The organism is Nonomuraea sp. NPDC047897 (assembly GCF_043204415.1).
Lineage (GTDB): Bacteria > Actinomycetota > Actinomycetes > Streptosporangiales > Streptosporangiaceae > Nonomuraea.
In genome coordinates this window covers 124,610-147,618 of sequence record NZ_JBIDCC010000001.1, presented here as the reverse complement: position 1 = coordinate 147,618, position 23,009 = coordinate 124,610, and the positions used below count along the sequence as shown (strand labels likewise).

Here is a 23,009-nt window from a genome sequence, read left to right as displayed (position 1 = left end):
CCGGCCGGGATGGGGGTCATGCACAACGCGAAGGCATCGCGACCAGGGACGCTCGCGACTTTCCTCGCCATCCAGGCCGTGCTCGGGTGCTGGTGGCTCGCCTATCATCCCGGCCTGTTCAGCCGGGACTCGGTGCTCTACCTGAGCCACACGATGGCCGGTCCCTGGGTGAGTGACCATTCCGTCGTCTACGACGCCCTGCTGTGGCTCAGCGTGCGCGTCAGCGGCGATCTCGGCCTGGTGACGCTGCTCCAGACGACGGCCATGGCGGCGACGCTCACCTACCTGGCGACCGCCCTGCGGGCGCTCGGCGCGCCGCCTCGGTCCACGACGGCGGTCGCCGTGCTGATGCCGTTGCTGCCCCCGGTGGGCGCGTTCGCGGTCACCCTGTGGAAGGACGTGCCGTTCACCCTGTGCGTCGTGGCCGTCGCGGCGTCGTGCGCGGGCATGGCGGCGGCGCGGACCGTCACCCCCCGGCGGCTGGCCGGGCTCGGCGCGCTTCTGACGGCGCTGGGGCTGTTCAGGGCGAACGGCTTCCTGATCGTGGCGGTCACCGTCGTCGTGCTGGTGCTCGTGGTCCGGGTCATGAGGGTGCGGCTGGCGCTCGTCGGCGCGACGGCGGCGGCGATTCCGCTCCTGCTCACCAACCTGGCGTTCCCGGCTGTCGGCATCGCCACCCCGTCGAGGACGTACGTGTACCACACGGCCTTCGGCGACATCGCGGTGCTGTACCGGGGGCATCCGGAGCTGTTCGACCACCGGGACCGGGCCGTCATGGCGGGCGTGGCGCCGCTGTCGCGCTGGACGGCCGGCGGCACCTGCCACACGATCAACCCACTGATCTGGCGGGACGACTTCAACTGGCGGCAGGCCGACGCGCGGGCGGGCGAGCTGCTCGACCTCTGGAAGCGCCTGCTGCTGCGACGGCCCGGCCTCGTCGTGGACGCCCGGCTGTGCCGGGGCGCCATCGCCTGGAAGATCACTCAGGACGAGTCGGCCGTCGGCGGCGAGACCTACCACTTCTCCCGCAGGCCGACCGCCGAGGCCTACGTCGGCCCGGACAAGGTGCCCGACTTCCCGGAGCGGCACCTGTTCTCGTTGCGGCCGGTCTCTCAGGAGCTCTACCAGGTGGCCGACGCGTGGCTGCTCCACGCGGCGGCTCCCCGCCACGACTGGCTGCTGTGGCGGGGGGCGCTCTGGTCGTACGTGTCGTACCTGGCGGTGGGGCTGGCCGCGTGGGCGCTGCGCAACAGGTACGCGCCGGCCGTGGCGGCGGTGGTGGCGGGACAACAGCTCGTCATCCTGGCCAACATCTCGGCCCAGGACTTCCGCTACATGGCCGCCCCCGTCCATGTCGGGATGCTGCTCCTCCCGCTGCTGGTGGCGAGCGTGGCGCGCCTGCCGCGCGGACGCCGGGAGACGGACGCCGAGCAAAAATTGCCGGACACGCATCTTTTCTGATCGCGCAAACTTAGCTACAGTCATGGTCGTGGGAACCGAGGACGCCGGGCGCCCCGGCCTGAGGGAGCGCAAGAAGCAGCAGACCCGCATCGCGTTGAGCTGGGCCGCCATCCGGCTGACCGTCGAGCGCGGGTGGGACAACGTGCGCGTCGAGGACATCGCCGCCGAGGCGGGCGTCTCGCCCCGCACGTTCAACAACTACTTCGCCGGCAAGGGGGAGGCCATCGCGGCCCGCCACCTCGACCGGGCCCTGCTGATCGCGGAGGAGCTGCGCGCCCAGCCGGCCGGCAGGCCCCTGTGGGAGGCCGTCACCAGCGCGGTCCTGACCCGGTTCGCCATGGAGGACACCGGCACCGACCACGCGGGCTCCGGGTTCGAGGGGACCTCCGACCAGTGGCTCGCGGGGGTCCGGCTGATGGTCGCCGAGCCGGCGCTGCAGCACGAGTTCGTCAAGGCCGGCGTGGCGGCCGAGGCAGAGCTGGCGGCGGCGATCGCCGAGCGCACCGGCACCGACGTCGCCCGTAACCTCTACCCGCGCCTGGTGGCCGGCGCGGTCGGAGCGGCCATCACGGTGGCCACCGACCAGTGGCTGCGCGCCGAGCCGCCCGTCTCGATGGCCGACCTGCTGCGCGACGCCCTCGGCCAGCTCGCCGCCGGACTCCCCCAACCCTGACCGTCCGCCCGACGCCCGGGCCGAGCCGCCGGCCCGCCCTTTGAGCACTCCTGCGCAGACCCGCGCACCCGGACACGGGAGCGGCCGGGTCGCCGCGCCATGCCCGAATGCCGAAGCCCACCAAGGAGGACCGCCGTGTCCGCAGACGTCATCATCGCCGGTGGAGGCCCGAACGGGCTGATGCTGGCCTGCGAGCTGAGCCTCGCCGGAGTACGGCCGGTGGTGCTGGACCGCCTGCCCGCCCGCACCACGGAGAACCGCGCCAACGGCCTGGTCGGCCAGGTGGTGCGCATGCTCGACCGGCGCGGCCTGTACGAACCGCTGAGCGGCGACCCCGGGCCGCCCCGGCCGGCGCCGCACTACATGTTCGGCGCGCTACCGCTCGACCTGAGCAGCCTGGACGACAACCCGCTCTGCCTCCTCCCGGTGCCGCAGCTCCGGGTCGAGGAGGTGCTGGAACGGCGGGCGACCGAGCTGGGCGCCGAGATCCGCAGAGGTCACGAGCTGGTGGGGCTGGCGCAGGACGACGCCGGAGTCACCGCCGTGATCGAGGGGCCGGGCGGCGGTTACCGGCTGCGCGCCCGTCACCTGGTCGGGGCGGACGGCGGGCACAGCGTGACGCGCAAGCTGGCGGGCATCGGCTTCCCCGGCGTGACCAGGGACGACACGGTCTCGCGGACCGCTCACGTGAGCGTGCCGGCCGAGCTGATCGACCCGGAGACCGGCGGGCTCGACGTGCCCGGATACGGCCTCGTCCCGCCGTTCATGCACCACCGCACCGACCGGGGGCTGTTCGCGTACGCGCCGTTCCCGTCCCGCCCGGCGGCGGTCACCACGCTGGAGTGGGGGCCGGCCGGCGAGCAGGGGCCGATGACGCTGGACGAGCTGCGCCGGAGCGTCCGCCGCGTACTCGGGGTGGACCTGCCGCTCTGCCCGCCCGTCGGCGAGGGACCGCACCTGTCGCGCAGGCTGACCGGCGGCAGCACGCGACTGGCCGACCGCTACCGGGCGGGCCGGGTGCTGCTGGCCGGTGACGCCGCCCACGTGCACAGCGCCATCGGCGGCCCCGGCCTGAACCTGGGACTGCAGGACACGGTCAACCTGGGCTGGAAGCTGGCCGCCGAGATCCACGGCTGGGCCCCGCCCGGGTTGCTGGACACCTACGAGAGCGAGCGGCGGCCGGTCGCGCGGCGGGTCGTCATGCACACGCGGGCGCAGACGGCGCTGATCGCTCCGGGCGGCGACGTCACGGCGCTGCGCGAGGTGTTCGCGGAGCTGCTCGGCGACCGTGACACCGTCGGCCGTATGGCGGGCCTGCTGGCCGGCTCGGACGTCGGCTACGCCATGGGGCCGGACGACGGTCATCCGCTGACCGGCCGGTGGGCTCCCGAGCTGGTGCTGGACCTGGAGCCGGGCCGGGTCCGGCTTGCCGAGCTGACACGGAACGCCCGGCCGCTGCTGCTGGATCTGACCGAGGACGCGTGCCTGGCCGAGGAGACGTCCGGCTGGGCCGACAGGGTGGACGCGGTCATCGCCCGCACACCCCGACCCACCCCAGCCGGCACCGGTGACGGCTCGGGCGTCGTTGATCGCGCCGCTACGGCGCTGCTGCTGCGGCCCGACTGCCACGTCGCCTGGGCGACGGACTCGGCTCGTCCGGGCCCCGGCGAGCGTGCCGCCCTGCGCGCCGCGCTGACCCGCTGGTTCGGCCCCGCCGCCTGACGGCTCCGGTCAGGAGGCGGTCGCCTGGCGGGCAGCTGTACGGCGCCGCGCGCCCGTCAGGCGTGCCCGTCGCCGGCGGTCACTCCCACTCGATGGTGCCCGGCGGCTTGCTCGTCACGTCGAGCACCACCCGGTTGACCTCGGGCACCTCGTTGGTGATGCGGGTGGAGATGCGCGCCAGCACGTCGTAGGGCACCCGCGACCAGTCGGCCGTCATCGCGTCTTCGGAGGTCACCGGGCGCAGCACCACCGGGTGACCGTAGGTGCGGCCGTCACCCTGGACGCCCACGGAACGCACGTCGGCGAGCAGCACCACCGGGCACTGCCAGATGTCGCGGTCGAGGCCGGCGCGTGACAACTCCTCGCGGGCGATCGCGTCGGCCTCGCGCAGCAGGTCGAGCCGCTCGCGCGTGACCTCGCCGACGATGCGGATGCCGAGGCCGGGACCGGGGAACGGCTGCCGCCACACCATGGCGGCCGGCAGGCCGAGCTCCTCGCCCGCCCGGCGCACCTCGTCCTTGAACAGCGTGCGGAGCGGCTCGACCAGCTCGAACTGGAGGTCGTCGGGCAGGCCGCCGACATTGTGGTGGGACTTGATGTTGGCGGTGCCGGTGCCGCCGCCCGACTCGACCACGTCGGGGTAGAGGGTGCCCTGCACGAGGAAGTCGACCGGGCCGTCGGCCATGATCGCGCGCTGCTCGTCCTCGAAGACGCGGATGAACTCACGCCCGATGATCTTGCGCTTCTCCTCCGGGTCGCTGACCCCTTCGAGGGCCTTGAGGAAGCGGTCGGCGGCGTCGACGACGCGCAGCTTCACGCCCGTGGCGGCCACGAAGTCACGCTCGACCTGCTCGGCCTCGCCCTTGCGCAGCAGCCCGTGGTCGACGAACACGCAGGTGAGCCGGTCGCCGATGGCCCGCTGGACGATCGCGGCGGCCACGGCGGAGTCGACGCCGCCGGACAGCGCGCAGATGGCCCGCCCGTCGCCCACCTGCCGGCGGACCGCCTCGACGGACTCCTCGACGATGTTGAGCATGGTCCACGTCGGGCGGCAGCCGGCCGCGTCGAGGAAGTGCCTGAGCACGGCCTGGCCGTGCTCGCTGTGCAGCACCTCGGGATGGAACTGCACGCCGTACAGACCGCGCTCGGGCTGCTCGAAGGCGGCGACCGGCGTCTCACGGGTCGAGGCGGTCACCGTGAAACCGTCGGGGGCGGCGGCGACGCTGTCGCCGTGGGACATCCACACCTTCTGGACGGCGGGCAGCCCGGCGAAGATCACACCCTCGCGGTGCACGTCGAGCTGGGTGCCGCCGTACTCGGCGACGCCGGTGCGGGCCACCTCGCCGCCCAGCGCCCGGGCCATCGCCTGGAAGCCGTAGCAGATGCCGAACGTCGGCACACCGGTCTCGAACAGCCCGTGCGGCACGGCGGGGGCGTTGTCGGCGTAGACCGAGGAGGGCCCGCCGGACAGGATGATCGCTTTGGGCTCCTTGGCCAGCATCTCCTCGACCGGCATCGTCGAAGGGACGATCTCGGAGTAGACGTGGCACTCGCGCACACGCCTGGCGATCAGCTGCGCGTACTGCGCGCCGAAGTCGACCACCAGCACTGTGTCGAACTCAGACACCGAGACAACCCCCCAAAGGCGAATGCGGTGCCTCTCAGTGTATCGGCAGTGCTCATTCGGCCTGGACGGGCCCGGTGCGACGGCTGCTCGCCGGGCGCCGGCTACAGCGCGGGCAGCCCGCCCGCGAGCAGGGTCTCGGTCTGCCGGCGCAGGTCGGTCTCGTACTCGGGGTGGGTGAGCAGCAGGAAGCGCTCCTCGTGGACGGCGTCGACCACCATGTCGGCCACCCGCGCCGGGTCGATGCCCCTGTCGACAGCGGCGTCGACTGCGGCGTCGGCTGCGGCGTCGACGCGGCTCTGCTGGTCGAGGCCGTCGGGGGTGGGCGCGACGGCCAGGTGGAACGGGCGCACCCGTTCGGAGCGGTTGATCCGGGTGCGGACCGCGCCGGGGCACAGAGCCGTGACCCGCAGCTTGGAGCCGGTGGCGATCAGGTCGTGGGCGAGCGCCTGCGAGGCGGCGAGCGCGGCGTACTTGCTGACGGCGTATCCGCCGGCTCGCGGCCCGGCCAGCAGGCCCGCCACCGACACGGTGTTGACGATGTGGCCCTCGGTGTCCTGCTCGATCATGCGCGGGACGAACGCGCCGACGCCGTGCAGCACGCCCCACAGGTTGACGCCGAGCAGCCAGGTGAAGTCCTCGGGGGTGCGCGTCCACAGGTGACCGCCCTGGTAGACGCCGGCGTTGTTGCACAGCAGGTGGACGGCGCCCAGCTCGCCGAAGGCGCGGTCGGCCAGCCGGCGCACCGAGTCCTCGTCGGACACGTCGGCGAGCTGGGTCAGCACCTTGGTGTCGCCCGCCAGCCGCGCCGTCTCCGCGAGGCCGCCGGGATCGACGTCGGCCAGCATCAGTGACATGCCCTCCGCCGCGAAGCGGACGGCCAGTGCCCTGCCGATGCCGCTCGCCGCGCCCGTGACCACCGCGACCTTGCCGGAGAGTTCTCGCACCCGAAGCCTCCCTAGCGCTCGTTTCGACGCTACAGGATCGGGCCCACGAGTCCAGGGTGCTTCGGCGATTCTCGTCAGGCGTCCCGACGGGCCTCCCGCCAGGCGTCCGTCAGGCGGCGATGGCGGCGACGTCGGCGATCTCGTCGAGGAGGGCCTCCAGGGTCCGGTCGTCCGTGGCGGGGGCCATCACCGTGACGCGCAGGTGGCGGACACCGTCCAGCTCGGTCGAGGACAGGTGGAAGGAGCCGTCCCGCATCAGCCGCTCCCGCAGGGCCGCCTGGTCCGCCCCGCCGTACCGGAAGCAGACGATGTTGCTCTCCGGCTCGTACGGCAGGTGGAAGCCGGGCCGCCGGCGGGCGAGCTCCCAGAACCGGTGAGCGGTGTCGTAACGGCCGGCCACGTAGTCGCCGATGCCGCGCTCGCCGCGCCAGGCGAGGTTCATGAAGATCTTCAGCCCCAGCTCGGCCTTGGTGCACTCGACGGTGCGGTTGATGAGGTCGAAGCCCTGGTCGCCGTAGAAAAGGTAGCTGGCCTCCTGCCTGAAGGCCGCGTCGAGGTCGCCCTCCCTGCGCACGAGGACGGCGGCGGCCAGGGCCGAGGTGCGCAGCATCTTGTGCGCGTCCCAGATGACCGAGTCGGCCAGATCGACGCCGTCGAGCAGGTGCGCGTGGCGCTCGCTGAGCAGGGCGGAGGCCCCGTGCGCGCCGTCCACGTGGAACCAGATCCCGCGCTCGCGGCACCACGCGCCGATCGCGCGCAGGTCGTCGTGCAGGCCGGTGCCGGTGGCGCACGCGCCCGCCACCAGCGCCATCACCCGCCTCCCCGAGACGTCGGGCAGGCGGGTCACGTCGATCCTGCCGAGCGCGTCGGTCGCCAGCGGCACCAGCGACCGCTGCCCGAGCCCGAGGATGGAGGCGGCGCGCGAGACCGAGTAGTGCGCCGCCGGCGGCGCGAGAATCACCAGGTCGCCGGGGAGCCCGTTCTGCCAGGCGTCCGGGACGGCTCGCGCCCGCGCGGCGAGCAGCGCGGTGAGGTTGGCCAGCGAGCCGCCGTGCGTGAGCACGCCGCCCCCCTCAGGGAACCCCACCTTGGCCAGCATCCACCGGAGCACCTCGAACTCCACCGTGGCCGCCGCCGCGCCCATCTCGTAGACGGCCATGGGGTTGTTCGTGGCGCCGTGCACGAAGTCGGCCAGCGCCGCCGGGAAGTCGGGCGAGGCGGTCTGGTGGGCGAGGTAGGCGGGGTGGTGCAGCCGCGTCCCCTCGGCGAGGAAGACGCGCAGGAAGTCCGCGTAGGCGGCCGGCGTCATGCCGCCCTTCTCGATCAGCTCGCGCAGCCCCAACCGGTCGGCCAGTTCCCGGGGCGGCCGGCGCCTGAGGACCGGGACGGCGCCGCGCTGGCTCTCGTCCACGTACGCGGCCAGTGCCGCCACCGTGACCTCCGCCGCCTCGGTGAACTCTTCGATGTTCCACATGGGAGAAATGGTGGTTGCTTCGTCGGTATGTTGCTACTGTCGGCGAATCGGAGGGCGACAATGGCGCATAACGCCGAACTGGATGCGGTGGACCTGGCCATCCTGGCCGAGTTGCAGAACGACGCGCGGCTGCCCAACAAGGACCTGGCCGAGCGGCTCGGCGTCGCGCCGTCCACCGCTCTGGAGCGGGTGCGCTCGCTGCGCCGCCGCGGGATCATCACGGGCTTCCGCGCCTCGGTGGACACGGCCCGCCTCGGCCGGCCGCTGCAGGCGCTGCTCGCCCTGCGGGTCCGCCCGCACACCAGCCAGCTCGTGGACCCGTTGCGGGCGTTCGTGCTGGACCTGCCGGAGACCATCACCCTGTTCCACGTCGCGGGCGCCGAGGACTTCCTCGTGCACGTGGCGGTGGCCGACGCCGACCACCTGCACCGGCTGGTCCTGGAGCGGTTCCTCATCCGGCCGGAGATCGTGCACATGCACACCACGCTGGTCTTCAGGACCGAGCACCAGCCCGTGCAGCGACCCGCCGACATGTAGCGCCAGGATGCGACAATGTGCGGCATGTCTCTGCGGATCACCACGCTGGCCGAGCGTCCCGAGTTCGCCGCCTCCCTCTGGGACATGGACCACTCGTGGCCGGCGTTCATGTTCGAGGACCCGCTCGCCGACCTGTTCTACGCGGTCGCCGAGCAGGCGTACGCCGACTACGTCCTGGTCGCCGACGACGAGGCGGAGCCCGGCCGGCTGGTGGCGCGCGCGTGCATGGTCCCGTACACGTCGAAGGACGACGAGCTGCCCGACGGCGGCTGGGACGCGGTGATCCGGCGCGGCTGGCTGGCGCGCGAGCGGGGGCTCGCGGCGGACCGGGTCTCCGCCCTGGAGATCACCGTGCGACGTGACCGGCTCGGCACGGGCGTCTCACCGCGCATGGTGGCCGCGCTGCGCGAGCAGGCCGCCCGGCTCGGGTTCGCCGAACTGGTGGCGCCGGTCCGGCCCAACCTGAAGCACCTGGAGCCGCGCACGCCGATGACCGAGTACGTCGCGCGCACCCGGGACGACGGCCTGCCGCACGACGCGTGGCTGCGCGTGCACGTGCGGGCCGGCGGGCGGATCGTCAAGGTGGCGCCCCGCTCGATGGTGGTCGCCGGCACCCTGGCCGAGTGGCGCGCGTGGACGGGCCTGCCGTTCGACCGGAGCGGCCCCGTCGAGGTGCCAGGCGCGCTCAGCCCCGTGCACTGCGACGTGCCCCACGACCACGCCGTGTACGTGGAGCCGAACGTCTGGGTGAGCCATCCGCTGACGCGGGACTGACGTTAGCCTTGCCCGGCTGCGGGCAAGCGCCTCCACATGTCTCAGAACCAGGACTCCACACCGCCGGAGCAGACCCAGCCGTACCCCGGCAGGACCGGCGAGATGACGCCCGAGCCGCGCGACGAGATGCGCGACTACGAAGGCCGCGGGCTGCTGTCCGGCCGGCGGGCGCTGATCACCGGCGGCGACTCCGGCATCGGCCGGGCCGTCGCCGTCGCCTTCGCCAAGGAGGGCGCCGACGTCGCCATCGCCTACCTCAGCGAGCACGAGGACGCCAACCACACCCGCAAGCTGGTCGAGCAGGCCGGGCGGCGCTGCGTGCTGCTGCCCGGCGACCTGGGCGACCGCGACCACTGCGCGTCGGTCGTGCAGCAGGCCGTGGACGGGCTCGGCGGGCTGGACGTCGTGGTCAACAACGTGGCCTACCAGGCGCCGGTCGACTCGCTGGAAGAGCTGACGGACGAGCAGTGGGAGCACACCTTCGCGGTGAACATCCACAGCTACTACCGCGTCACCAAGGCCGCCCTGCCGCACCTGCGCGAGGGCGCCGCCATCATCAACACCTCGTCGATCAACGGGTTGCGCGGCAACAAGACGCTGCTCGACTACTCGGCGACCAAGGGGGCGATCAACGCCTTCACCTACGCGATGGCCCAGAACCTGGTCGAGCGGGGCATCAGGGTCAACGCGGTCGCGCCGGGGCCGGTGTGGACGCCGCTGATCCCGGCGACGTTCCCCGAGGAGAAGGTCGGCTCGTTCGGCGAGCAGGTGCCGATGCAGCGGGCGGCCCACCCGGACGAGATCGCGCCGTCGTACGTGTTCTTCGCCAGCGAGCGGCTGTCGTCGTACTACACGGGCGAGATCCTCGCTCCGATCGGCGGCGAGACGCTGCCCGGCTGACCGCCGGGCAGCCCTCCATGGGTCGGCGCGCAGGGTCGGCGCACAGGGTCAGCGCACAGGGTCAGCGCCCGCTGGACACCGCCCGGTAGTGCAGGTCCTGCACCTGCGGCGTCGTGGTGATCGCGTACGGCGAGACCACCTTCGCCACCGCGGCGGAGCCTCTGGTGACGGTGGCGGCCGCCGTACCCGCCTTCAGCGGGAACGTCTTGGCGGACACGCCGGCGGGTGCGTCGTAGCTCTGGGTCGTGCCGCCGATCGTGACGGACACCCTGGCCGCCTTGGTCAGCATGGTGAGCACCTCGACGGTGTCACGCGCCGCCGTGCTGCCGCCGCGCAGCCTCATGAGCTTGGTCTGCGCGAACGAGGACCGTGCCGCGACCGGCTGGATCCGGTGGGTGAGGTACGCCGTGTCGTTCGTGATCTTCGGGCAGCCGAGCTTGTAGCAGGTCAGGTAGTAGGCGTTGATGTCCAGGTAGGTCCAGCCCGCGTTCCTGGAGGGGGCGAACTGGGTGTTCTCCGAGTAGTCGTTCCACGTGGTCAGCTGGACCCAGTCCGCCTTGCCGTCGATGGCGCCCTTCCAGGTGGCCCGGAGGTTCTCGGTGTTGCCGGCCTCGTCGAAGATGCCCTGGTTCGGGCGCTCGTCCTGGACGGACACCGGCTGCATCCAGATCTTGTCCATGCCGTGGGCGCGGCCGATGTTCGTGCCCAGGCCGGAGTTGGCCGCCGGGTTGCGGTTGCCCCAGTTGGAGAAGCCGTAACTGATGGACGCGAAGGCGTCGCGGTGCTTGGCGAAGTCGAGGAAGCAGGGCACCAGGGCGACCTTGATGCCGTGCCGCTTCTCCATCGTCTTCATCCAGCCGGACCACCAGGCGGCGGTGCGCCCTTCGGCCTTGAAGGGGGCGACGACCAGGCGGTTGTCGGCGAGTCGGAAGACCGACTTGGAGGCGGCGAGCTTGGCCATGGCGGCGGCGAGGGCGTCGCTGTCGACCGAGGCCAGTCCGTTGGTGTCCGGCATGAGCACGATCTTGAATCCGGGGTCGACGGCCTCGGCGGCCTTGATGAGGTTCTGCACCCGGGTCCAGTGCGCGCTGGTCACGGAGAGGATGTCGACGGTGAAGCCGTCCAGGCCGGCGGCGATGGCCTGCTTCACCTCGGTCTTGAAGTCCGCCGTCGCGTAGTCGCCCGTGATCGGGGCACGGCCCAGGGGCCGGTCACGAAGCAGCCCGCCGTACGCGGAGTGCTTCCCGCTCTCTCCCTCCGGTTTGAGGTAGTTCCTGGCGTAGTAGTCGTTCGCGGGCGCCTGGTTGTCGAGCGAGAGCGGGTACGGGGTGAAGTAGTGCGCGAACACCTTCTTGCCCGAGGCCCGCAGCGCCGCCGTGCCGGCGAGGGTGAAGGGCAGCGGCCCGCCGGTCGGCTCGTCCCCGGTGTCCCCGGTGCCCCCGGTGTAGGTGATCGTGAGCTTCGGCCCGCGGTTCCCGGTCTCGCGTGACGACATCAGGACGGTGGCGGTGGCGTCCGTCCCGGTGAGGGCGAACGCGTACGTGCCGTCGCCGTTGACGGCCGACGAGACGTCCAGCTTGGCGGTCGCGCCGGCGGTGAAGCCGGTGTGCGAGGCGATGGCGGTCGTGCCGATCGCGGGCCGGGTGTTCCAGGTGGTGGCGGCCTCCGTCCAGGCGCCCGTCACCTGGCGGACGGAGACGGTGGTGTCCGTCGTCCGGGCTGAGACGACGTCCAGGGTGACCTTGACGTCCTCGGCGTCCTCCGGGATGCCGGCGACCTTGAACCGGGTGAGGGCGACGCGCTGCCCCGCGGCGGCGCTCCCGCAGCCGGTGCCGCAGACGCTCATCCAGGTCGCGGTGGCGAAGCTCTTGGCGGGCTCGGCCTGGCTGACGAACACGTCCTCGGCGGCGGCGACGGTCACGCTGACGGGGGCGACGGCGGACGCCTGCGCGGGGGCGACGGCGGCGGTCCCCAGCAGTGCGGCGACCGCCACGGCCGTCAGCGGCGTCCGATATCGGTTGACCATGGAACTCCCTTGGCTGTCGGGATTGACCCGGCGAAGGCGGAGTCGCCTCGCACAGCCAAGGATGGGGCAAGATCAAACGCTATATCTGGCAATTCGGATAGGTCGAATAGATCGGGCAGGTCGGCCATCCCTCTCATTTCAGGCGCAGCCGCCGCATCGTCTTCAACGTGGTGCTCAGCACACCGGCCCACTTCTCGTACGGCACGCCGGGCGGCGGCTCGAACCCGAGCCACGACGCCTGCGAGGCCACGGTCTGCGACTCGGTGTAGCGCAGCAGACCCTCCGCGCCGTGCCTGCGGCCCAGCCCGGACGCCTTCATGCCGCCCATGGGGGCGTCGTAGGAGGCCCACGCCGAGCCGTACCCCTCGTTGACGTTGACCGTCCCGGCCCTGATGCGGGCGGCCAGGGCGCGGCCGCGCGCGAGGTCGCCGGTCCAGACGGAGGCGTTGAGCCCGTAGATGGTGTCGTTGGCCAGCTCCACAGCCTCGTCGTCGGAGGCGAACGGATGCAGGGCGACCACCGGGCCGAACGTCTCGTTGCGGCACAGCTCCATGTCCGCGGTCACCCCGGTCAACACCGTGGGCTCGTGGAACAGCGGCCCGAGGTCCGGCCTGGCCTTGCCCCCGGCCAGCAGCGTGGCTCCCTTGGCCAGCGCGTCCGCCACGTGCGCGGTGACCGTGTCGAGCTGCCGGCGCGAGGTGAGCGAGCCCATCTGCACCGACCAGTCGTGCCCCGGCCCCAGCTTCATGGCGCGCACCTGCGCGGCGAACCGCTCGGCGAAGACGTCGAACACGCTCGCGTGCACGTACAGCCGCTCGATCGACAGGCAGAGCTGGCCCGCGTTGCTGAAGCAGGCGCGGATGGCGCCCTGCACGGCGCGGTCGAGGTCGGCGTCGTCGAGCACCAGCATCGGGTTCTTGCCGCCGAGTTCGAGCGAGCAGCCGATGAGCCGCTTGGCCGCCTCCTCGGCGATCTTCCGGCCGCCGCGGGTGGAGCCGGTGAAGGCCACGTAGTCGGCGCCGTCGAGCAGGGCGTCGCCGATGTCGGCCGGCTCGCCCAACACGACCTGCCAGATTTCGCGCGGCATGCCCAGCTCGGCCAGCAGGTCGATGGTCCACAGCGCCGACAGCGCGGTCTGCGTGTCGGGCTTGTGCACGACCGCGTTGCCCGCGAGGAGGGCCGGCACGGCGTCGGTCACGCCGAGCGACAGCGGGTAGTTCCACGGCGTGATCAGGGCCACCACCCCCTTGGGGCGGCGCAGCTCCGTCACGCGCGTCGCCACGGGGAAGACGCCCTGGCGGCGGCGCGGGGCGAGCAGCCGCGCAGCGCGGCGGGCGTAGTAGAGCGCGCAGCCCGCGACGTCCAGCACCTCTTCCAGGGCGTGCTTGCGCGCCTTGCCCGTCTCGTTCTGGACGATGTCGAGGATCTCGCCGCGGCGGTCGAGCAGCGCGTCGTGCAGCCGCAGGAACGGCCGCACGCGCTCGGCGACCGGCCGCGCCGCCCACTCCGCCTGCGCCGCGCGGGCCTTGGCGTAGGCGGCGCTGACGTCGTCGGCGCTGGACAGGGGCAGCTCCGCGAGGGGCTCACCGGTGAACGGCGCGGTGATCTGCCGGGTCGTGTGCATGACCGAAGGATATTCCGCCCTGGCTACCGACCGGTAGTTTTCCCGGATCCTCGACAAAGGGCCACAATCCCCTCATGCCTTCCTTTGCTCCGCTCCGACCCGGCGACCCGCGACGGCTGGCGGGCCTGGACCTGATCGGCCGGCTGGGCGAGGGCGGCCAGGGCGTCGTCTACCTGGCCACGGACGCGACCGGCACGCGGCTCGCCGTGAAGTGGCTGCGCCCCGAACAGTCGGGCGACCAGGTCAGCGTCGAGCGGTTCCTGCGCGAGGTGCAGGTGGCCCAGCGGGTCGCGCCGTTCTGCACCGCGGCCGTCCTCGGCACGGGCATCGAGCAGGACCGCCCGTACATCGTCAGCGAGTTCATCGACGGACGGTCGCTGCACCGGGTCGTGCAGGAGGACGGGCCGCGCACCGGGTCGGCCCTGCACCGGCTGGCCATCGGCACGGCCACGGCGCTCGCGGCGATCCACCAGGCCGGCATCGTGCACCGCGACTTCAAGCCGGCCAACGTCCTCCTGGGCGCCGACGGCCCCCGGGTGATCGACTTCGGCATCGCCCGCGCGCTGAACGCGACCTCGACGATCAGCAGCATGCCGGTGGGCACGCCCGCGTACATGCCGCCGGAGCAGATCATGGGCCACCAGGTCGGGCCGGCGGCCGACCTGTTCTCGTGGGCGGGCACGATGGTCTTCGCCGCCTCGGGACACGCGCCGTTCGGCAGCGACACCATGCCCGCGGTGATCAACCGGGTGCTCAACCAGCAGCCCGACGTGGGAGTGCTCGACGGAGCGCTGCGCGACGTGGTGCTCACCTGCCTCGCCAAGGACCCGGCGCAGCGGCCGACCGCCGAGCAGGTGATCATGCGGCTGCTCCAGCACCCCGTGAGCGGAGCGCGGGGCGGCTCCGGCATCCTCGCCGAGGCCGCCGCGGCCGCCGGCCCGGCCGGGCCCTCCTACGGCGCGCCACCGCCCGGGTACGGCCCGCCGCCCACCAACTTCTCCCCCGCGTACCCGTCGCCGGCCGCGCAGCGACCGGGCCGCAGCAGGAAGGCCCCCGTCGTCATCGGCGCGAGCGTGGCCGTCACGCTGCTCGTCCTGACGGGTGTGACGCTCGTGGTCGCCCGTGACAAGCCGACCGCCACCGCCTCCCCGGCGAGCGCCACCCCCACGACTGACCGGCCGGTCTCACCCCGCCCGACGGCCACGCCGACCCCGTCCAGGAAACGGCTCGCCGGCGGCGCGATCACTCTCTTCGAGCACCCGTCCGACCCCGTCACGCTCACCTCGTACGAGATCTTCGACGACAAGAGCGACGAGTGGGTGGACTACTCCCGGCGGTCGTTGCGCGGCACGTTCGCCAAGCAGGCGCGCACCTGGGAGTCCAAGCTCTCCCCTGACGGCCGCTACCTCGCGACCCGGGGCCGCACCTACACCTCCGACGACTACGACTCGATCGTCATCACCGACCGCAAGCTGGGCTCCACCTCCTCGGTCAAAACCGTGCGGGACCCCCTGATCAGCAGCATCCGCGCCTGGTCCAGGGACGGCTCGAAAATCCTGCTGAACATCGAGAAGAAGATCAAGAACCGCGACGGCGAGGACGACTGGATCTACCCGGGCTTCGTCGTCGTCGACGTCGCCACGACCACGGCGAAGGTGCGCACCGTGGCCGGCGGCTCCACGCGCACGACGGGCTTCGGCTGGGACGCCGGCGAGGACGGCGTGGTCAACGTGCACGGCGAGCGCGGGCTGCGCTTCTTCGACGCCGCCGGCACGGTCACCCGCACGCTGCGGAACGTCGGCACGCTGCCCTCCGGCACCCAGGACATCTTCTCCCCCTCCGGCAAGCTGTTCGCGACGAACTGCCCGCCGGGCGGCGGCGGCGACCACTGCCTCTGGGACACCGACACCGGCAAGAAGGTGCGCGCCTTCTCCTCCGACTGCGACAAGGTGCTCGGGTGGTACGACGAAGGGCACCTCTACTGCTGGGAGCAGGACAACGCGGACAAGGACGAGATCCAGGTCGTGGGCTTCGACGGGCGCCTGGTCCGCAAGCTCCTGGAAATACCGGCGAACCTCGATCTCAGCCCGGTCTTCACGATCAATCCGGGCTCCTGACCTGTCCTGACCGCCCACCGACGATCATCGAGCGGTCGGCCATCTTGCTGGTCGGCGGGGACAAGTCCGGGGATTGGTCGAGCTGGTATCGGCGAGCCATCCCCCAGGCCGAAGAGCCGTATGAGAGAAGTACCTGACCGAACGCGAGGCGGAGGAGAAGGACCGATGACGAGTTTTCCCAAGTGGAGCGACGTCCGCGCCGCCATCGTGGCCACCTCCGGCGGCGAGGAGGCCGTGGCCGAGGCCCGGCGGCGTAATCAGGCCTACATCGACGGCTACCGGCTGGCCGAACGGCGCAAGAGCCTGGGCCTGTCCAGACCGAGGTCGCTGACCTGATGGGCGTGACCAGAAGCCGGGTCTCCCAGATCGAACGCGGTGAGGGGTCCACCGTTCCGGGCGCCGTGCGCGACGTCACCGCCGCACGGACGGTCGGCCTGACCGACGCCCTGTGTGACCCCTCTCAAAAGGCGGCCAGTCTGCTGCACGGTCCCCGGTGAGGACCTGAACCGCTCGGCGCGCCGATCCGTCAAGAAGGTCATGAAGACGCTGACGCGCACGGCGGTGGCCGCCGCCCTCCTCGCCACGGCGACCGCCGCGTGCACCTCCTCCGCCGGTGACAGCGACCCGGCCGGCCCGGCCGCCGGGCAGCGGCCGGTGTCCGTGCGGCTGGTCGCCTACCGGGGCTGCGACGAGATGCTCGCCGGGCTGCGCGAGCACGCCGCCGAGAACGTCGGCCCGTGGGGCTTCGGCGGTCCGCACGTGCTGCGGCAGATGCGCAGCGACACCGCGATGGCGGAGTCCGACACCGCCGCCAAGAGCACGGGCAGCGCCGAGCACTCGACCACCAACACGCACGAGGCGGGGGTGGACGAGCCCGACGTGGTCAAGACCGACGGCAGGCGGGTCGTCACGGTGAGCGGCGGCACGCTGCGCGTCATCGACGTCGCCACCCGGAAGGTGACCGCCACGCTCCGGCTGACCGAGAAGGACGAGCCGACCTACGCGCCGGCCGACCTGCTGGTGTCGGGCGACCGGGCCCTGGTGCTCATGCGGGGCGGCGACATGATGTACAAGGCCATCGCCCCGATGGGCGAGACCCGGTACGTGCTCGTGGACCTGGCCGGCACGCCCAAGGTGCTGGGCACGGTCAAGCCGCAGGGCGCCCACGTGGACGCCCGGATGGTCGGCTCGACCGTGCGACTGGTGACCCGCAGCCAGCCCGAGATCACCTTCCCCGAGGCGGGGCCGGACACCGCGGAGGCCGAACGGACGAAGCTCAACCGGGCGGCCGTGCGGAAGGCGCCCATCGAGGCGTGGCTGCCCAGGATGGAGATCACCGACGCCTCCGGCGCGGTCAGCAAACGGACGGTCCCGTGCGAGCGGGTCAGCCACCCCACCGACTACACCGGCACGTCGCTGCTGACCGTGCACTCCATCGATCTCGCCCAGGGCCTCACGGCGGCCGGCACCGACCCGATCGGGCTGGCCGCCGACGGCGACATCGTCTACGGCACGGGCCAGAGCCTGTACGTGGCCAGCAACCCGCGCTGGTGGTGGCCCGTCGAGCCGGTGATGCTGGAGGACCAGGCCCCGGCCGCCGAGCCGTCACCCGGGGAGCCCACGCCGGGCGTGACCAAGGTGAAGGCGCCGCCGGAGGAGACCGAGGTGCACCGTTTCGACGTGACCAGGCCGGGCGCGCCCGTCTACGCGGCGTCGGGCAAGGTGGCCGGCCGGCTGTTGAACCAGTACTCCCTGTCGGAGCACGACGGCCACCTGCGCGTCGCCACCACGACCGGCGGGGAGGGCCGGGGGCAGAGGCGGAGTGTCAGCGGCGTCCACGTGCTCCGGGCGTCCGACCTGACGAAGGCCGGCGAGGTGGGCGGCCTGGGCAAGGGCGAGCAGATCTACTCGGTGCGGTTCATCGGCCCGGTCGGCTACGTCGTCACCTTCCGGCAGGTGGATCCGCTCTACACGCTCGATCTGCGCGACCCGGCCGCGCCGAAGGTGACCGGCGAGCTCAAGATCACTGGCTATTCCGCCTACCTCCACCCGGCGGGCGAGGGGCGGCTGATCGGCATCGGGCAGGAGGCCAGCGAGCAGGGCAGGACGCTCGGCACTCAGGTGTCGCTGTTCGACGTCGCCGACCCGGCGAACCCGCGGCGGCTGTCCCAGTTGTTCCAGAAGGATTCGGGGTCGGAGGCCGAGTGGGATCCGCACGCGTTCCTCTACTGGCCGAAGACGGGCCTGGCGGTCGTCCCGCTCAACACCTACGGCGAGGGCCGCCACGAGGCGGGCGCGCTGGCGTTGAAGATCGACGCGTCGGCGGTGACCAGGCTGGGCATGATCACGCATCCGGAGACGCGCCAGGGCGACACCGCCTACCGGCCCGGCATCCAGCGCACGCTGGTCATCGGCGACGGCCTGTGGACACTGTCCGAGGGCGGCGTCCAGGTGAACGACGCCGCGTCACTGGCCGAGCAGGCGTGGATCCCGTTCGCCAGGTGAGGATCTTCTCCGGCAAGCTGTATGGACACACTCCCACAAATAATGAAAAATCCACTGACATGGTGCAGTCGGACCGGGCGGGTGCGACATGCCTTTCGTGGGCCGGAAACGGGAGCTCCATCAGCTTGCCGAGGTCCTCAGCCGCCCGCCGGCCGTCGTCCTGCTGGAGGGCGAGGCCGGTGTCGGCAAGACCCGCCTGCTGCACGAGCTCCACTGGCCGCCCCTGACGATCGGTCGCTGCCATCCGATGCGCTTCCCGTACGGGCCGGTGGTAGAGGCGCTGCGCGACGCCAGCCCGCCCCGTGACCTCAACCCGATCACCGGCGCGTTACGCCCCCTGCTACCCGAGGTCGCCCACCTCCTGCCGCCCGCCCCGCCGCCGCTCCCGGACCGGCAGGTCGAGCGGCACCGCCTGTTCAGGGCCGTGCTGTCGCTGCTCGGCTCGCTGCGGCCGATCACACTCGTGATCGAGGACGTGCACTGGGTGGACCCCGACACCCGGGAACTCCTGGCGTTCCTGGCACGCTGCCTGCCCACCGCCGTCAACCTGGTGCTCACCTACCGGGCCGAGGACCTGAGCCATCCGGTGGCCGAGACGCTCGCCCACCTGCCGCCGCACATCGACCACGCGGAGATCGCGCTGGCCCCGCTCGACCCCGAGGAGACCGCGCAGCTCGCCGAACAACTCCTGCCTCGCCCCGGCGACCTGTGGCCGCTCACCCGAGGCGTACCGGCCGCGATCGAGCAGCTCGCCCGCATGCTGGCCGAGGGCAGACCGCCGGGCACCCCGCCGGCGCTGCGGGACGCCGTGCTGCTCAGGCTGGCCTCGGTGCCGCTGGCGGCGCGCACGCTCGTCCAGGCCGCCGCCGTGCTCGGCGAGCCCGCCACCGCCCGCTCGCTCGCCGACCTGGCCGGCGTCCCGCCGGAGCGCGGCGAGCGCGGCCTCGCCGAGGCGGTGCGCCGCGGCCTGCTCGTGGAGGAGTCATCCGGCCGGTACGCCCTGCGCCAGCCGCTCGCCCGGCAGGCCGTCCGCGACTCGATCACCCCGGCGGCCCGGCGCAGGCTGCACCGCCGCCTCGACGCCCCGGCCCGGCCGTTGAGCACGCTGTCGCCCAGGGAGGAGCAGGTGGTCCGGCTGGCCGCCGGCGGCCTCACCAACAGGGAGATCGCCGAGAGCCTCGTGCTGTCGCCGCGCACCGTGGAGGTGCACGTGGCCAACGCCCTGCGCAAGCTCGGCCTCAGCTCACGCCGGCAACTCCGGACGACCTAGCGCGGCGCGGCCGTCAGCGCTCCATGGCGAGTTTCACGCCGAGCCCGACGAAGATCCCGCCCGTCGCCACGTCGATCCGGCGGCGGACCGCCCGGCGGCGGCGCAGCCAGCCGCCGATGCGCCCGGCGAGCACGCCCACCGTGCCGTCGACGGCGAACTCCAGCAGGATGAGCAGCACACCGAGGATCGCGAACTGCAGCCACACCTGCCCGAGCTGCGGGCTCACGAACTGGGGGAGGAAGGCGATCGTGAACGTCACCATCTTGGGGTTGACGAGGTTCGTCAGGAAGCCGCTGAGGAACGCCTTGCGACCGGGCATCCCGCCGCCCGTCACCTGCGCCTCCTCGTGCCCCTCCCCGCGCCGGCGGATGAGCTGCACGCCGAGGTAGATGAGGTAGGCGGCGCCCACGATGCGCACCACGGTGAACGCGATCGGCGCCGCCGCGAACAGCGCGGCCAGCCCGGCCGCGGCCACCGCGACATGAATGGCCTCGCTCGCGGCCACGCCCGCCGTGGCGAGCAACCCGGCGCGCGGCCCGCCGCGCATCCCGCAGCCCAGGACGAACAGCATGTCGGGGCCCGGTGTGAGCATCGCGACCAGTGTGGTCAGCAGGAAAAGGGACAGCAGGTGGGGGTCGACCGGCATGCCCGCATCGTCTCATGCCCCCGCGCTCGCCTCGTGGCCCGCGCGCTCACCCCTCATACCCGCGCGCTCACCTCGTGCCCCGTGGGCGGGAACCGCGGCCGTCGCGGCCGGCCCGCCTGGCCCTGGCAGCACGGGACGCCGGAGCTCTCGCCCCAGCGCCACCACCGCCGTCCTGGTCAGCGGGCCCGCATGTGCAGCTCGCCCTCCCTGACCTGCCTCAGCACCGTCCCCAGCAACGTGATCCCCAGGCCGCTGACGATCATGACGCCCATGGCCAGCATGACGAAGAACCAGATCCCCATGGCATACCTCCCGAATTGTCTGCTTGATGGTGCTTTCGGGAGTGACCGGGTGGCGGGACGCCCGCCCGCCGCCATCTTTCGGCAAAGCCGGCGAGCGCTACGCCGCGGGGCCGGGCGCCAGCAGCGGACCGAACGCGAGGGAGAAGAAGGCGTCGAAGGCGGCGGCGGAGCGGTCGGCGCGGGCGCCGAGGAGCGCACCTTCCCAGGCGTTGACAAGGACGCGCGTTCGCCCCGGTCATCGAGGCCAACGGCGGCGGCGCGATCCTCAACGTGCTGTCCGTGCTCTCCTGGGTGCACCTGGCCGACCACGGCGCCTACAGCGCGGGCAAGGCCGCGGGCTGGGCGATGACCAACGCCGCGCGCGTGCAACAGCCCCCAAGGGCATCGACATGGACACCGACATGGCCGCGTCCGTCCCGGCCGACCAGAAGGCCGACCCGGCCCTGGTCGCCTCGGCCGCGCTGGACGCCGTCGCTTCCGGCGCGCCGGAGCTCCTTGCCGACGACCTCACCCGCACCGTCAAGCGGAACCTGTCGGCCCCGGCCACCACCTGACCGGGACGGCGGACGGCCCCCGCGGCCCGTCCGCCGCCACTGCCGGGCGTCAGCACACGATGAAGATGCTCTTCCAGCCGACGGGCGTCCGCTGCTCCGCGTGGCGGTTGGACGGCAGCTCGAAGTGCATCACACCCTGCGTGTCGGGCTGGTTGTACATCCGGCCGCTCTGGCCGTCGCCGTACCACTTGTACGACCCGTGGAAGGGGATGTTGGACGGGCCGCAACGGTCGATGACCACCGACCGGCCGGTGAAGCCCGGCCCTTCGTAGGCCACGTATTGGGAGGCGTACGCGGCGGTGCCCATGATGGCGACCATGGCGGCGGAGATGACGGGGACGAGGGCGATTCTCTTCACGACGATCCTCCTGATGCGTCTCAGCGATCTACCGTGAGTATGCATACCGTCACTGTGAGTAAATGAAACGCATGCTCGACGCATCCTGAGGTTCATGCGCGATCAGGTTTGAGCGTTCACGGTCAAGGTGTGTGCGGCGCGGCCGGGATTGTCGGTGCGGTGGGCCATACTCCGCCGAGCCAGGATGATCACCAACAGGGCGGAGGCCTTGCATGGCACAGTTGCTGCGGAGGCTCGACGACGAGATCTACGTCGAGTACAACACGTTCGGGCTGGACGGCACCGACCTGCCGTCGTGGGGTTCCCCCACCGACGAGATCTACCACTTCGTCGCGGCCGTGCGGCTGGAGTCCTGGGACGCCGAGCCGGGGCCCGCGGACGCCTCGTGGACGCCGGTCAGTTCGACGACGTTCGTCGCGGAGAGTGGTGTGGTCGCGATCGTCACGATGATGGACGGCAGAGGGCATGACTTCCTGATCGGGCCGCCGCGGTTCGAGTACGGCGTTCGCATGTACCTGCGTGAGCCAGAGCCGGGCGACGGACATGCCACGGGTGAGTGCGAGGAGGCATGGCTGCTGAGGTTCTGGCCGATCCGGGATGTCTTCGACCCGATCACGCACGCGGCGCCGTTCTCCTACATCGCGCGTGGAGTGCTGTACTACTCCATCGACCTCGAACCCGAGCAGCTCGTGCAACCGCCGGCGCGGCGGGAGGTCCCGGTGCCGGTCTCGGCGGCCGCGGACTGGGCGTCGCTGCGTGCGGACCCGGACCTGGACACCTTCGACGGCTGGCTGCGGAGGTTACGCCGCAAGGCCGAGGGCAGCGGCGTCACCGTTCACGAGTTGCTGCGCGAGGCCGGGTTCGACATCGACGACGGCGCGGAGCTCACCCCGGCCTCCTGCACCCCGCCGCGGGCTCGTGCGGGGCGCTTCAAGGATCCGCTGGTCGACCGCTACTACGCCGAGCAGACGCGGTGGGGTTCGTCGTCCGAGCAGGACCTGGGCGAGGATCGGCTGCGCGAGTACGCCGACGGCGAGCGCATCGCCAAGGAGTTGTGCCGCGCCGGCGCCCGGACGTTCTCGGTGCCCGTCGAAGGCCGTGGCGCCTCGCATGTGCCACCGGGCGTCAGCCGCCGCGTGTGGCGGTGGGAGGACGACCTGCTCGGCGGCGAACTCATGGACGACGGGCTGACAGTGGACCGGCAGATCCTGGCCAGGAACCCGTGGACCAGGCAGATCCTCGTCTCCGGCATCGTGACGGTCCTGCGCCGCGATCATGACAGGCGCGGCTGTGGCGACACCGTCTGGTACGTGGCGCGCGACGCCGAGCCGCACGAGGCGGCCAGGGTCCTGTGCGCGGAGGCCGCCTGGGAGGAGGACCCGGATCAGCGCCGGGCCCTGGACGAGGTGGCCAGGGAGAAGCTGATCGACCTGCGGGCCACCTACCGGAGCCGGGAGAGCTGAGGGCCGGGCCTCGTTCCGCGGCCAGCGCGAAG

At 72.2% G+C, this 23,009-nt stretch carries 21 protein-coding genes; 13 read left to right on the top strand and 8 right to left on the bottom strand.

What is annotated here, in order from left to right; genetic code table 11:
• Positions 1-18 precede the first annotated feature (18 nt).
• From ACGF0J_RS00700 to ACGF0J_RS00690, 3 genes are all read left to right on the top strand, one after another.
• Complete coding sequence (locus ACGF0J_RS00700) at positions 19-1,461, top strand: hypothetical protein (RefSeq protein ID WP_393140868.1); 1,443 nt, start codon at positions 19-21, stop codon at positions 1,459-1,461.
• Positions 1,462-1,489: 28 nt separating this feature from the next.
• Positions 1,490-2,134, top strand: coding sequence for a TetR family transcriptional regulator (locus tag ACGF0J_RS00695; protein WP_393140866.1), 645 nt, complete (start codon positions 1,490-1,492; stop codon positions 2,132-2,134).
• A gap of 135 nt (positions 2,135-2,269) precedes the next feature.
• Positions 2,270-3,856 carry an FAD-dependent monooxygenase gene (locus tag ACGF0J_RS00690; RefSeq protein ID WP_393140864.1) on the top strand — a complete coding sequence of 529 codons (1,587 nt, stop codon included), beginning with the start codon at positions 2,270-2,272 and terminating at the stop codon, positions 3,854-3,856.
• A 79-nt stretch (positions 3,857-3,935) separates the two neighbouring features.
• Here the strand turns inward: ACGF0J_RS00690 and guaA are convergent, their stop codons facing one another.
• The 3 genes from guaA to ACGF0J_RS00675 all read right to left on the bottom strand — a co-directional run bounded on the left by guaA (position 3,936) and on the right by ACGF0J_RS00675 (position 7,901).
• A complete protein-coding gene (gene guaA, locus ACGF0J_RS00685; protein ID WP_393140862.1) occupies positions 3,936-5,483 on the bottom strand; it encodes a glutamine-hydrolyzing GMP synthase in 1,548 nt (515 codons plus the stop codon).
• Between the two features lie 101 nt (positions 5,484-5,584).
• Positions 5,585-6,427, bottom strand: coding sequence for an SDR family NAD(P)-dependent oxidoreductase (locus ACGF0J_RS00680; RefSeq protein WP_393140860.1), 843 nt, complete (start codon positions 6,425-6,427; stop codon positions 5,585-5,587).
• 109 nt (positions 6,428-6,536) lie between these two features.
• On the bottom strand, positions 6,537-7,901 hold the full coding sequence (locus ACGF0J_RS00675) for a pyridoxal phosphate-dependent decarboxylase family protein (RefSeq protein WP_393140858.1): 1,365 nt from the start codon (positions 7,899-7,901) through the stop codon (positions 6,537-6,539).
• A gap of 60 nt (positions 7,902-7,961) precedes the next feature.
• Here ACGF0J_RS00675 and ACGF0J_RS00670 point away from each other — a divergent pair, with 60 nt between their 5' ends.
• Genes ACGF0J_RS00670 through ACGF0J_RS00660 form a run of 3 tightly spaced genes read left to right on the top strand, consistent with a single transcriptional unit; the run spans position 7,962 to position 10,112 of the window.
• A complete protein-coding gene (locus tag ACGF0J_RS00670) occupies positions 7,962-8,438 on the top strand; it encodes an Lrp/AsnC family transcriptional regulator (protein WP_393140856.1) in 477 nt (158 codons plus the stop codon).
• A 24-nt stretch (positions 8,439-8,462) separates the two neighbouring features.
• Positions 8,463-9,212 (top strand): N-acetyltransferase, encoded by a 750-nt coding sequence (locus ACGF0J_RS00665; protein WP_393140854.1) that lies wholly within the window; start codon positions 8,463-8,465, stop codon positions 9,210-9,212.
• 36 nt (positions 9,213-9,248) lie between these two features.
• Positions 9,249-10,112: an SDR family oxidoreductase gene (locus ACGF0J_RS00660; protein WP_393140852.1), complete on the top strand. Its 864-nt coding sequence runs from the start codon at positions 9,249-9,251 to the stop codon at positions 10,110-10,112.
• Between the two features lie 61 nt (positions 10,113-10,173).
• On the opposite strand, the gene ACGF0J_RS00655 is transcribed toward ACGF0J_RS00660, so the two are convergent.
• Both ACGF0J_RS00655 and ACGF0J_RS00650 read right to left on the bottom strand, forming a co-directional pair.
• Complete coding sequence (locus ACGF0J_RS00655) at positions 10,174-12,138, bottom strand: endo-1,3-alpha-glucanase family glycosylhydrolase (protein WP_393140849.1); 1,965 nt, start codon at positions 12,136-12,138, stop codon at positions 10,174-10,176.
• A gap of 133 nt (positions 12,139-12,271) precedes the next feature.
• Positions 12,272-13,762, bottom strand: a complete 1,491-nt coding sequence (locus tag ACGF0J_RS00650; protein WP_393140846.1) for a succinic semialdehyde dehydrogenase — start codon at positions 13,760-13,762, stop codon at positions 12,272-12,274.
• 74 nt (positions 13,763-13,836) lie between these two features.
• On the opposite strand from ACGF0J_RS00650, the gene ACGF0J_RS00645 reads away from it, so the two are divergent.
• The 5 genes from ACGF0J_RS00645 (at position 13,837) to ACGF0J_RS00625 (ending at position 19,654) form a co-directional block, all read left to right on the top strand.
• Positions 13,837-15,879, top strand: coding sequence for a protein kinase (locus tag ACGF0J_RS00645; RefSeq protein ID WP_393140843.1), 2,043 nt, complete (start codon positions 13,837-13,839; stop codon positions 15,877-15,879).
• Between the two features lie 165 nt (positions 15,880-16,044).
• Complete coding sequence (locus tag ACGF0J_RS00640; protein ID WP_393140841.1) at positions 16,045-16,215, top strand: hypothetical protein; 171 nt, start codon at positions 16,045-16,047, stop codon at positions 16,213-16,215.
• Positions 16,215-16,376 carry a hypothetical protein gene (locus ACGF0J_RS00635; RefSeq protein WP_393140838.1) on the top strand — a complete coding sequence of 54 codons (162 nt, stop codon included), beginning with the start codon at positions 16,215-16,217 and terminating at the stop codon, positions 16,374-16,376. Before ACGF0J_RS00640 ends, ACGF0J_RS00635 begins: the two co-directional genes overlap by 1 nt.
• A gap of 40 nt (positions 16,377-16,416) precedes the next feature.
• Complete coding sequence (locus ACGF0J_RS00630) at positions 16,417-18,384, top strand: beta-propeller domain-containing protein (protein WP_393140836.1); 1,968 nt, start codon at positions 16,417-16,419, stop codon at positions 18,382-18,384.
• A gap of 88 nt (positions 18,385-18,472) precedes the next feature.
• A complete protein-coding gene (locus tag ACGF0J_RS00625) occupies positions 18,473-19,654 on the top strand; it encodes an AAA family ATPase (RefSeq protein WP_393140833.1) in 1,182 nt (393 codons plus the stop codon).
• A 13-nt stretch (positions 19,655-19,667) separates the two neighbouring features.
• On the opposite strand, the gene ACGF0J_RS00620 is transcribed toward ACGF0J_RS00625, so the two are convergent.
• A complete protein-coding gene (locus tag ACGF0J_RS00620; RefSeq protein ID WP_393140831.1) occupies positions 19,668-20,300 on the bottom strand; it encodes a LysE family translocator in 633 nt (210 codons plus the stop codon).
• Positions 20,301-20,476: 176 nt separating this feature from the next.
• A complete protein-coding gene (locus ACGF0J_RS00615) occupies positions 20,477-20,602 on the bottom strand; it encodes a hypothetical protein (RefSeq protein WP_393140828.1) in 126 nt (41 codons plus the stop codon).
• A gap of 389 nt (positions 20,603-20,991) precedes the next feature.
• Here ACGF0J_RS00615 and ACGF0J_RS00610 point away from each other — a divergent pair, with 389 nt between their 5' ends.
• Positions 20,992-21,156: a hypothetical protein gene (locus tag ACGF0J_RS00610; RefSeq protein ID WP_393140826.1), complete on the top strand. Its 165-nt coding sequence runs from the start codon at positions 20,992-20,994 to the stop codon at positions 21,154-21,156.
• A 49-nt stretch (positions 21,157-21,205) separates the two neighbouring features.
• On the opposite strand, the gene ACGF0J_RS00605 is transcribed toward ACGF0J_RS00610, so the two are convergent.
• Entirely contained in the window at positions 21,206-21,514 is a 309-nt protein-coding gene (locus ACGF0J_RS00605; protein WP_393140823.1) for a MiAMP1 family antimicrobial peptide, read from the bottom strand.
• A gap of 212 nt (positions 21,515-21,726) precedes the next feature.
• Between ACGF0J_RS00605 and ACGF0J_RS00600 the strand changes: the two genes are divergently transcribed.
• Positions 21,727-22,977: a hypothetical protein gene (locus tag ACGF0J_RS00600; RefSeq protein ID WP_393140821.1), complete on the top strand. Its 1,251-nt coding sequence runs from the start codon at positions 21,727-21,729 to the stop codon at positions 22,975-22,977.
• The last annotated feature ends 32 nt before the right edge of the window (positions 22,978-23,009 follow it).